Source organism: bacterium, from assembly GCA_023230585.1.
In the GTDB taxonomy this organism is placed as follows: domain Bacteria; phylum Ratteibacteria; class UBA8468; order B48-G9; family JAFGKM01; genus JALNXB01.
On sequence record JALNXB010000024.1, the window covers coordinates 16,665 to 28,714 of the forward strand.

At 36.6% G+C, this 12,050-nt stretch carries 8 protein-coding genes; 1 reads left to right on the forward strand and 7 read right to left on the reverse strand.

The annotated features are described in order from the left end of the window. Positions 1–86: 86 nt before the first annotated feature. Entirely contained in the window at positions 87–2,060 is a 1,974-nt protein-coding gene (locus tag M0P98_05440; protein MCK9266306.1) for an acetylxylan esterase, read from the forward strand. 71 nt (positions 2,061–2,131) lie between these two features. Here the strand turns inward: M0P98_05440 and M0P98_05445 are convergent, their stop codons facing one another. The 7 genes from M0P98_05445 to M0P98_05475 form a co-directional block, all read right to left on the reverse strand. After that, a complete protein-coding gene (locus M0P98_05445) occupies positions 2,132–3,286 on the reverse strand; it encodes a M20/M25/M40 family metallo-hydrolase (GenBank protein MCK9266307.1) in 1,155 nt (384 codons plus the stop codon). Between the two features lie 14 nt (positions 3,287–3,300). Continuing rightward, entirely contained in the window at positions 3,301–4,194 is an 894-nt protein-coding gene (locus M0P98_05450; GenBank protein MCK9266308.1) for a universal stress protein, read from the reverse strand. A 443-nt stretch (positions 4,195–4,637) separates the two neighbouring features. Then, positions 4,638–6,281, reverse strand: a complete 1,644-nt coding sequence (locus M0P98_05455) for a hypothetical protein (protein MCK9266309.1) — start codon at positions 6,279–6,281, stop codon at positions 4,638–4,640. 140 nt (positions 6,282–6,421) lie between these two features. Beyond that, positions 6,422–7,468, reverse strand: coding sequence for a M42 family metallopeptidase (locus M0P98_05460; protein MCK9266310.1), 1,047 nt, complete (start codon positions 7,466–7,468; stop codon positions 6,422–6,424). 38 nt (positions 7,469–7,506) lie between these two features. Further along, positions 7,507–9,417: a hypothetical protein gene (locus M0P98_05465; protein ID MCK9266311.1), complete on the reverse strand. Its 1,911-nt coding sequence runs from the start codon at positions 9,415–9,417 to the stop codon at positions 7,507–7,509. Between the two features lie 90 nt (positions 9,418–9,507). Continuing rightward, on the reverse strand, positions 9,508–10,494 hold the full coding sequence (locus M0P98_05470) for a Gfo/Idh/MocA family oxidoreductase (GenBank protein ID MCK9266312.1): 987 nt from the start codon (positions 10,492–10,494) through the stop codon (positions 9,508–9,510). Between the two features lie 381 nt (positions 10,495–10,875). Beyond that, positions 10,876–11,760 (reverse strand): amidohydrolase, encoded by an 885-nt coding sequence (locus tag M0P98_05475; GenBank protein MCK9266313.1) that lies wholly within the window; start codon positions 11,758–11,760, stop codon positions 10,876–10,878. Between the last annotated feature and the right edge of the window lie 290 nt (positions 11,761–12,050).

Here is a 12,050-nt window from a genome sequence, read left to right on the forward strand (position 1 = left end):
TTTGTGGTATATGATAAAGTCTAAAAAATATTATTAAACTAACTAATAATTATAGTACTTAATGGTACTTAAAAAAGGAGGAAATAATGATATTACCTTCAGCCCAAGGGTATCTTTTCCAAGAATGGTTAAGAAGCAAAGTTCGTTCTTCAGTTGATACACCAGTTTTTCCACGAAACAAAGAAGATATAAACTCTTACCATGAGTCTGTGCGAAAGTTCTTTGAATCTGCTGCTGGTCCAGTTCCTCAATACGACCCTTTGCAAGCAGAGATACATCAAGTTCATAAGAGGGATGGATATCGTATAGAAGCAGTCAGTTTTCCTACTTTTGCAGGTTTAAGAATGACTGCAACCGCTTATGTTCCAGATTCTAACGCACCAGTTCCGGGTGTTCTTGCTGTACACGGACATTCAATGCACGGCAGGAGAGATGCACGAACGCAGATACAGTGTGCTGCTCTTGCAAAACTTGGATACTTTGTGTTGGCAGTAGATGCTTTTGGTAATGGTGAACGGAGTGTGGCGATTCCTGGAGAATATCACGGCGGGTTATACGCTGTTGCTCTATGGCTTACAGGCTATTCACTTTTTGGAGTCCAAATACACGAAAATTATAGAGCTTGTGATTACCTTGCATCTCGTCCTGAAGTAGATTCTACCAGACTTGGGATAACAGGCGCTTCTGGAGGAGGTAACCAGAGTTTCTATTCAGGGGCTTGGGATAATCGTTTTAAGGCAGTTGTTCCAGTATGTTCTACTGGGAGTTACTACAAACTTGTATCTTCGGTCAACTGTATGTGTGAAACACCTTTTGCTCTTGCAAACAAGTTAGAACAATACGATATCTTTTCTCTTACAGCACCCCGTTCTCTTCTTGTAATTAGCGCAAAGTCTGATGCTTTTTCTTTTAGGTATGAAGACGCAAGGGAGACTCTAAAAAAAGCAAGAGAAATTTGGAAGATGCTTGGTTGTTCAGAAAAAATTGCTTTTGACCCGCTACCTATTAAACATGGGTACCCATTGATTGCAAGAGAAAGATGTATTCAATGGTTCAACAGACATCTTAAAGGAATTGAAGATACTAAAGTTATAAAAGAACCTCCTGTAAATGTGGAGAGTTACGATACAATCTCTTGTTATCCTACAGCCGTTGTTTCTCAGGTGATGACTATGCCAGAGTTTTTTGATAAAAAGAGAGAAGAGGTTTTACCACAAAACAAACAAGTAACTGCTGAATCTGTTTCAAAAATATTTAGTTATAAAGAAAAAGTTAAACTTGAAATGGACAATCTTTCAGGTACAAAGTTTGTTAGAGAAAGTTCACCTGCAGTAGCAACTGTTTTTAAAGGGAAAGACGGAACTCTTGTATCAGCTCTTTGTCATTGGCCTGATTTAAATTTTAAGGTAGATGAAATTCTTATAATTGTTAGCAACAGTAAAGAGGAAATTTCACAAAAAGCAGTATGCCAGATGGCTCTTGTTAACAATATAGCGGTATGGGCTGTTGACCTTCCAGGTCTTGGTGAAGGGAGGTTGAGAGGAGAGTATGTTGGTAGTATAACTAGTTTAAGGGCATGTTATATGCTTGGCTTTCCACTCACTGGGTATTGGCTCTCTTTGATTCAATCAATAGTAGACATTGCAAAGAAGGAAGCATCGAAAGTATATCTTTACACTACTGAGGGTCCTGCTACTGCTGTGCTTGTTGGCTCTTCATTACTGGAAGGAGTAGACAAACTTGTTGTAGAAAACCCACTTGCTTCATATAAAGGCACAAATGTTTTCACAAATATACCTTCTGAGGCTTTGATACAAAACATATTAACTGAAGGAGATATTCCTGATTTTGCTGCTTTAAGGGCGCCAAACAATTTGTCTATAATTACGCCTATAGCAGGAAACGGAGAAAAACTATCTATCCCTGAGATGAACCAAATATTTTTACCAATAACAGATAGGTACACTTCACTGGGTCGCAGAGATAACTTACGTCTTATTGGAGAGGGAGAAGCAAAATCTACCTTATCTGGTGAGAGCGGATTTAAAAAATGTTTCTAAGAGTAGACTGAAACGAAATATCATAATGACCTTTTTACTGAGGTGTGACATTTTACTCTCTGGAAGGTTGGTTAAGAAAAAGTGTAAAGTTCTGGTAGAAGCAGAAGGTTTGCGCTAAGTTCTATTCTATCAAAAAGACTTTTTGTAAGAATATATTCTTTAGAAGTTCTCCCGAGTGCACCTATAGGCCCCAACCCGTCTATTGAGGGAATACCAACACTTGTCAACCAGTTAGCATCAGAACCACCGTTTCTACCTTGTGGTATAACCTTCTGGTTTAAGGCTAAGGCAGTTCTTTTAACTATATCAAAAAGAACTTCAGTTTTGGGAGAATCGAGAGGCGGCATAGGTTTGTTTGTTTCTTTAAGTTTTAATCGACATCCTTTAATTATTGGGGTGGAGATATCTTTTTTTATTTCTTCTAAAACTTCTTTCAAATACGCATTCTTCCAGAACCTTATCTCAAAAGCGCATTCAGCTTTGTCTGGTATGACGTTGGTTGCAACTCCACCGCTGATTTTACCAACATTAACAGTAAGTTTATCTCTGTCAATATTAAACGATTCCAACCAAGGTATTCTTTTAGCAAGTTCAACAATGGCACTCTCTTTTTCGCCTTTAAAAAGCCCAGAATGGGCAGATTTCCCTGTAACCTCAAGAGTAAAATTAGCAATACCTATTCTTTTGACTACTATTGTGCCTCCTAACTCTGAACCTTCATAAACAAGAGCAGAGGAAGTTTCTTTTTTAAGTTTAGGATATATTTTCTGAGAACTTATAGAACCAACTTCTTCATCAGAATTAAAAAGAACAGTAATAGATAAGTCTTCGAGTAGCCCACATATATCAAGAATTTTTAAAGTCCATACCAAGACGGTTAATCCACCTTTCATATCAAAAACAGCAGGTCCTGTGAGCCTATCTTTTGTGCGGGACATCTTCTTAAACGGGCTCTCTGTCTCCCAAAGGGTATCTAAATGTCCTGCTAATATAAGAGATTTTTTTGTCTTACCTTTTTTTGTAAATATATGATGAGGCGCAAAATTTTTATTTTCGTTATTTATTGTATGTTTGAAAGATTTTGGCATTGAACTTATTAAAAAATCAGCCATTTTGTTAATACCAGATATATTTTGAGTAAACGTGTTCTGCTCAACAAGTTTTTTTAAGAAAACGATTATTTCTTCTTCTTTTATATATATATTTGATTTTATAAGGTTGGTCATTTATATCTCTAAAATTACGGGCTATTTTTTGCAATCTTTCTTTCTGGCGCAGGGACCAACATAATAGGAACATCAGAACATCTTGCGACATTCTGGCTAACGCTACCAAGAAAGACTTCCTGCAAAAAACCTCTTCCCTGACTTCCCATTATTATCAAAGAGGCTTGATTTGCTTTTGAAAATCTAACTATCTCTTTTACTGGGTGCCCGTATAAAATTTCAATATTTATATTAACATCTGGTTTCTGTATAACTTCCTTCAATTCTTCTAAACGGAGTTTATCTGTCTTATTAAATTCTTCAAGGCGATGGCTTAAGTGGGGAGAAATCGTGGTCTTATTTTGGATATGTAACAATGTAACTTTTTTTGGACCTTTAGATATTAAACTTTTTAAAAATAGAGCAGCAAAGTCAGCATTTTTAGAGAAATCTGTGGGGAATACAACGTGGTTAAGAAACTCATACTTATCTTTACTAATGAAACTTTTCTTCTGGTAATGAGGTGAAATTTTTACCAATAAAATGGGCATTACTTGATTATAAACTGTGTCGCAAGTTATGTTTCCAATCAATAATTCACTTATTCTTGTATGACCGTGGCTACCAAAAACCATCAACTCACAATTGTTCTCTATAGCAAGACTGTTTATTTCTTTACAAGCCATCCCAACAAGAATATCAGCATCAACATTGAACCCTCTCGTATTCAAAAAATCTTTCTGCCTATCAAGTTCTTCTTGAAAAAAAGTTTTTATTGCTCCAATGTTAATACCGGGTATTTTTGTATGTTCTATACTTCTTATGATGTGAAAATTTTTAATACCTAACTCTTTTAACCCTCTTACACACTTTAAGAGTGGAAAAGATACAGTCCTAAAATCGATTGCAATCATTGCCTTATTAAACATATTTAGTCCTTGAATTGATTAGGTTTAGTTAAATTAACAATACCACTCTTAACCGATAATGTCAAACTTTCTTTTTAAAAATTCTGCATCCATTCTTTTTCGCCGTCTTCGGCGCTATAATTCCAACGAGTAGAAGGCAAAAGACGGAATGGGGGCAAGCCTCCTATTCGCTTATTTTGTCGCCCGAACGCCCAATTTTGTTATCCTGAACTTGTTTCAGATCTCTAATGTAACCCCGTAACGTAAGTAATAAAAAACGAGATTCCGGATCAAGTCCGGAATGACAATCTTTCCTTATTTGCCTCTCCCCTTGAGGGAGAGGATGCAAGGTGAGGGGTTCTTTTGTCTTTAGTTTTTGCCTTTGCTTGTCATTGCAAATCGTGTTTTGGTGTGGCAATTCCCTCGTATTTATCCTTAAACTCGCAAAAGCGGAAAGGGAGCCTTTAATTGCGTATATAGACCTGATACTTATATTCAAGTTGTATCTTTTCAGCAGGTTTTATTGGGACTTCCCACTTTAATATAGAGTGTGGATTAACTTTTTTTAAGCCTCGAGCAGACTTCTCGATTCGAGCTTCTGGAGAAGAAGATAGAACCTCACCTGAAAGCGTTTTTGTGACACTAAGAGTGATATTCTTATTTTTGTAACTTGTTGCTGTTAAGGTTCCTTTGACTTCAACAAGGTCATAATAGGAACCGTAAAACTGGGCAGCGTTACGCCTTCTATCTACTTCAAATTCTGCCTGTTCTGCTTTTATATCCACCGACTGCGTAATCCTTAGGTTGCTTTTCCCACCTGGGCTTGTATAATAGAGGGTATCTTGTCCGAGTATTTGGTTTGACTGAACTGTTGTGGCAGGCGAAGTTGTCCAAGGTGTTTTCCCAGTATTGGTTAAAGAAATACTATGCCAAATCTCTTCTTTTTCTTCTGGTTGATTTTTGTTAAATCTATCATTCTGGTCAATAGTGTCTTTTATCTTCCATTCGTATATATGCTCATAAGGTGTTTCTATTTCATAAAGAGGGTAATAACCTCGTTCATCTTTTTTAAGAGAAACATTCTTCTTCTCATAAAGGAAAAGTTCTTCCATTACTTGACCTTCTACGTTTGGAACATATCCAAAAAGTTGTTCAGTTGAAGCAGTATAGTTAAACATTACTACTTGTTGTGTAACAACAGAACGGTTGCGGGTTATTTGAGAAGGATTTGAAAGACTATTTAAAAATGTTGCCAGGTCTTCTTTCTTTGCTATGGGAGAGATAATCTCAGAAAACTGAAAATTAGGAAATCCTGATACAAAGTTTATGTCAACATTGTTTAGGTCTTCTATTTCGTTAATAATTTCTGCTTTCATATATATACGAGCTTTAAGAGGATTACTTATATCAACAGTACAACTCGGTGCCCAGGTAATCCCCTTTGTTAGGTATTGGAAACCTACTTTCCCTTTTCCTAAAGGGTTTTCAGCGTTTATTTCAAGTGCTGAACTTTTCTTTTTACGTTGTATGTCTGTCTTAAAATTGCCCTTTAATATGTTATTGTTGTTATCTTGAGGTACACTCACCTGTTGTACCAACTGTTTATTTAAGAACAAAACTTCCTCATCCGTCTGAAAAATCAATAGGTTAGATGTTGGTGGTTGATTATAAAACCCTCTAAGGTGAGGAGGTTGTGAAACGATGCGGTCGGTAGGGATAGATATAATTTTTCCTGTTAAAGATTTTTCAGGTTGCAACTGAATAGTAACTCTACTGCCAACATTTGCTTCAAGTATCTCAGATATGTTTATTGCAGGTATATATTCAAGCACTTCTTTTTCAAATGCTTTTGCTTCTTTTATTACAACACCTTTACCTATAGGGTATATCCAGAAAGTTCCGTGAACTGGTATTGAAAGTTGTTCAAAAACAAATTTACCATTTTTTTGGGACAATTCTCCTTCTGAAGTTACAAATCCAAGCCCGTTTTTAAAGAGCGAAACAGATACAATTTTACTATCTATTGATTGAGTAACCCCAACCTTTAATATAGAAAGTAAAACAAAGAGACCAACCTGCACAAAAACACTGAATCGTTTTATTTCCATATACCCTCCCCTGTTTTGCTATATTTCGTCAAATTTAACCCACGTTTCTTGCCATTACGAAGAATGCTTCCAAATGACATGACAATTCCCTCGTATTTATCCTTAAATTTGCAAAGGCGAATGGAGAAATTTTTCACATTTTATTTAAGAGGGATAAAATCCATACCCTTTTTAATCTTTTTCACTACCTCAACTACAAGTTTCACAATATTTTCCACATCATCAAGAGATATAATCTCCCCAGAAGTGTGCATATATCTTAATGGAACACTTATAAGTGCAGTAGCAACCCCGCCTCTTATTATTTGTATTGCCCGGGCATCAGTCCCTGTTGGACCAGCAACTGCTCCTATCTGATGAGGTATATTTAGATTTTTTGCAGTCTCTATTAGCAGGTTTCCTATTACTGGATTAATGTTTGCCCCACGATACAAAACAGGTCCTTTTCCCAGAGCAACTTCCCCTTTTGACCTTTTATCCATATCTGGATAATCTGTTGCTTCTGTAACATCTATTGCTATACCTACGTCAGGGTTTATGGTGTAAGAACTTGTGGTAGCTCCTCTTGTGCCAAGTTCTTCTTGTACAGTTGAAACACCAAATATCGAAGGTGCAAATTTTGTCTTATAAAGTCTTGCAAATATTTCTGTAATAGCAAAAACAGATATTTTATCATCAAACCCTTTTGATAAGACAAGATTGTTAGGTAGTTTTTGAAAATTGGTTGCAAAAGTAATTGGATCACCAATACTTACAAGTTTTTCTGCCTCTTTGCGGTTCCTCACTCCAATATCAATCCATAAACTTTCAACAGGGAAAGATTGTGGAACTTCGGTAGAAAGCCCTTTTTTTCTACCTATAACTCCCGGTACTCTTCCTTTACTTGTTATAATATTAACTCTCTGAGTATGAAGAGCAGGAAGATAGGTACCTCCTATCTTTTGGAAATATAGATACCCGTTATCGTTTATATGTTGTACTATAAGCCCTACCTCATCACAGTGACCTGCAAGCATAATTTTTGGTTGCCCTTTTGGGTTTATAATACCTATAAGGTTTCCAAGAACATCAATATCTACCCTATCAGAACACTTTTTCATACGGTTTAATACCACCCTTTGAACCTCTGTCTCAAAACCAGAAGGGCTAGCAGTTGACATCAACTCTTCAAGAAATTTTATAGACATTTTTTCCACTTACTCATCTCCTTTATTATGTTACATTTTTATAATCTTATTATAAGATTTAAAGCACTTTCTATAACCATCCAAGTAATATGACCTAAAATCATTCCAAGGAAAAAAGGTACACTTTTCCTGTAAACATTATGCCCACCAAAACGGAGAATAAGCCCTTTTATTAGCCAAGCAATAAAAATAGCAAACCACCAATTTCCGAGAGGTTGAGATTCCGCTATAGGAAACCCAAGATAATGAATTGGCCACCATAAGAATTTAGAATGTAGAAACATTAAAACTCCCATAAGTAATGCACCAATACCTGTAAATAGATATCTTGAAAAAATAATCTCTTTACTTATAGGAGATGTTAGTTTTGGAAGAATGAAATTAGAGATACAGTTAGCCATCTGACCACCAAAAAACCAGGGTCCGCCCCCTCCTGAAGCACCTGAAGTTGAAGCGTTAAGCGCTCCAATTGCATACCCCCCGCGTATATGCATCCACGCAGAAGCAACATAAGAAACTATGATTGCTATAATGATAGACGTTGAAAGAAGTTTTGGAGAGATGCGTGCCTCCTCCTGAATTTTTAAAGAGTTACCTGTTGCCATCATAATTGATGTACGTATATCGGCAGCCCAACTATATTGAAGTCCCATAGCGACATATCCTTGTGGGGAAACAATCTCTGGCGGTAACAAGTAGGATGTATAGGCAGAAGGAATACATTGAGCCTGTGCAGCAGGTAGCCCAGCTTGGCAAATAATTCTTGCCAAACCAATAAATACTGCTACAGAAAACAAGACAAACATAAATGAGGCAAACAAGGGCATACCAAAATATCTCATAAAAGAAACCATTAGAATAAAAGATATAATAGTGCCAAAAATTGCTACCCTATACGATAGCATTTCTTTTGAGTCGTCAATTGGATAATTTCTGTTGAAAGCTTTCTTAAAACAGTCTGTAAGATGTTGGCGTGCCCTCAAAAATAATGAAGCCACAAACATAAGCATAGCACCACCTGCTTCAAAGGTGGTTATTGCTGTCCTACCGCAAAAATGTTCGTTTGTACCGGGTATCTTAAACCCTCTCATATTTAAAAAACCGTTCTGAAAAGTAAAAAGAATATGGAACAACCATAATGAAAAAGAGACATTTCTCGGCATAAGGTATGCAAGCCCAAGTATAGGAAAATATGGGTTTAATCGTAGTGTTGCATTCCTCCTAAATAAATATATATGCCCGCTTAATTTCAGCATAGGAGTTCCTGTTACTCTTCTTGTGAACCAATTTAAAAAATAGTATATGACAACAATAAAAAAAGATAGCCAGAACTGTTTGTTTTTGAAAAGTTTAGGAACCCTGCTATTCTTTTCTTTTTTTACCATCTCAAGAGGAAGTATGGTTAGAGGATAAATCAACCGTTCTTTTTCTACCCACTGTTTTCTAAATAGTACCATCAAACATATTCCAAGAAAAGAAAATACAAGAACAAACAATAGTACAAACCCCATAGGTTTTAACCAGGCAGAATAAGGAATGGATTCTCCTGAAGGAAGACCCTCATAAAAATATTTTATAGCGTTTTCGTTTTGTAGCATAAGCAACGGACGAGTTTTATCAATAATAAGTTCTTGCCAGTTGTTGACAGGTGTAGCAAAATATTTAAACCCAGTAATAATAGGCATTAAAGAAGACATAAAACCCATACTTGGTAGAACAGAAGCCGTTGAAGCCATAATATATATAAGTAGCAGTTCAGAAACTTGTAGTACAAAAATGGAATGAATGAGTGGAAGAAGTAACAAAATAAAGAGAGCAAAAATAGCGGCTGGAGCCCAACACTCCCAACAGAAAACTCCGCCCGAAAGACCTTTTAGCATAATGTAAGGGTCGATCATTGCAATAAAGGCAGAAATACAAACACCTATGATAAATCCTCTTTTTCTCATTTTTTCCCCTTTCGTTTTGGTTACTTGCTTCTGTTCCTCTTATTTATACTTTCTGTTTGTCTTGTATGTGGTAATCTTGTCCTTATCTTGTCAAATGTTTATAGTCTTCTTCTCATCAGCTGACAACCTTGCTTTAAGGACAACCTCTGTTGAATAGAAAGAATCTTCAGCAGACAACAGGCAAGTACCTTCTTTTTTTATATGAGAGACAAAATCAGGGAAGAAAAATCTTGAAGGGGTGGTATCAACTGAAACAGGAGGATTATCATTTGTTACCAGAGTTGTCTTCCCTTCTTTAACCTCAATTATACCTTTATCCCCTGCTACCCTTATTCTGTCATCACCGTGTCCGCCGGCCTTTTCAGGATTAAGAAAATCTATATTAGCCGAGCCAAAAGTTCCATTTTTAAATGAAAGCCCAACTATGGCACAACTTTCAAGGTCTTGATGGTTAGAGTTACCCTCTCTTGTGTGACGGGCAAAGATTGTTTCAACAGGAGAGTCCATTATCCAAAGCATCAAATCTATACCGTGTATACCAACATAAGGTATAGTTCCTCCATAAAAATTTCTATCTCTGAAAAGAAAAGAACGGTTACCAAGTTTATATGTTTTTTGAACAGTTACCATTAAAGGAGTTCCGATGCTACCTTTCTTTATTTCATTATATGCAGCAAGAAACAGAGGGCTATATCTCATCTCCAACATAGATACATACTCAACCCCTGAGGTTTTATATACTTCTTTTAATTCCTCTAACCCTTCAAGAGTTAAAGCAGAAGGTTTTTCTGAAATACAATGAATACCTCTCTTAAGAAGTTGCATAGTAATCTCTTGGTTTAGGTAATAATACGAACCAACAGCGGCAATATCTGGTTTCAACTCATCAATCATTTGTAAGTAATCATCATAAATCTTAATATCAGGATAATACTGGTTGTAAACTGCAGCTCTCTTAGAAATATCTTCCTCTTTACAACCAGGTGAAAAACCGACTATTTTGGCGTTAGTAGATTTATCAATATCTCTAAAGACAATACCACTATGCCCACAGGTACCAATTATAACAATTTTCATAAAAACTCCCCTTATGTTTTAAATGGGTAATCTTCTCTTTTGTTCTTAGTCTGCTAAAAGCCCCTCCACCTACGCCAAGGTATACCTGCAGAAGCTTGTATTTTAGCGTAGGTTGGCTTCGGCGGATAAAGCTCGCAAGACAAACTACAAAAGACGGAATGGGGGGCTGTTAACAAAAGGTTCAAGCCTTTTGTTCCCCTACTCGCCCATTTTATGCCAAAACGCCCAATTTGTAATCCTGAACTTGTTTCAGGATCTCTAACTTAATCAACGCTGGTAAAAGGCACAACGTGAAAAACAAGATTCCGGATCAAGTCCGGAATGACAATCTTTCCTTATTTGCCTCTCCTCTGGGGGAGAGGATGGAAGGTGAGGGGTTATTTAAATCTTAAGAATCTTTTTAGCGTTTGCGCCAGTAATCTTAGAATATGCCTCTTTTGATATTTTCCCTTCCTTTAAGTTATCTTTAAAATAATTGATAATTTTTTCTGGAATATCTGGTTCTTGATGGCAGAGGTCTGTTCCTAAAAGAAGTTTATCTTGAAACTCCTCAACAAATTTATATCCAAACTCTCTATCTCTTGTTATTGCATTATAACCACTGCCTGCAGAAAGGTCACCATAAAGATTTGGATATTTTCTCATTAAAATTTCTATTTTACCGGGAGATTTTACTGGACCAACAGGGTACTCGTCTCTCTTGTCCAAATTTATATCCCCGCTTATCTCATCCCAAAAAGCCATAGCGTGTCCAATAAAAATCGTTTCAGGACATTCTCTAAGAACTTTTTCAAAGCGCGGCAACCCTGGGCTATCAACAAGCCCATAAAACCCACCAAACTCTCTATACAAATGAAACAGTACCGGAAACCCAATTTTACCACATTGTTTAAATAAGTTTATACAGAAAGGGTCGTCTATATAAAGGTTGGGGGTAAGTTCTCCAAACCCTTTACAACCAGCATCTTTATAAAAGTTTAATATCCAGGAAAAATCAGTATCGGGAGAATTGTTACCTGAACGTGGGTCAACGCAACAAAAAGGAATAAATCTGTCTGGATGCCTCTTGTATGACTTTATGACTTCTTCGGTTCTATATGGGAAAAAATTGTTTTCTGGGCTTTCACCTAACGGAAGAAGTACAGATTTTTCTATTCCAAGAGTATCCATTCTTTTTAGAAGGTCTTCTTCTGTAAAAGGTTTTCTATTCCATACTGCAAGAATGTGACTGTGTATATCTATCATTTTTATCCTTATTCTCTCCATTAACCTCTTTGCAACCCTCGAGGTTTATCATTACTATTGTTTTTATCCTTACTTTTGCCACCTAACGCCCCAGTTTGTTATCCTGAACTTGTTTCAGGATCTCTAACCTAACCTACGCTGGTAAAAGGCACAACGTGAAAAACGAGATTCCGGATCAAGTCCGGAATGACAAACGTGGGGGGTAACTTCATCCTTTATCATTACGTTTTTTCGTTTTCTCTTAACTTGTTAAAAGCCCCTCCACCTACGCCAAGGTATACCTGCCGAAGCTTGTATTTTAGCGTAGGTTG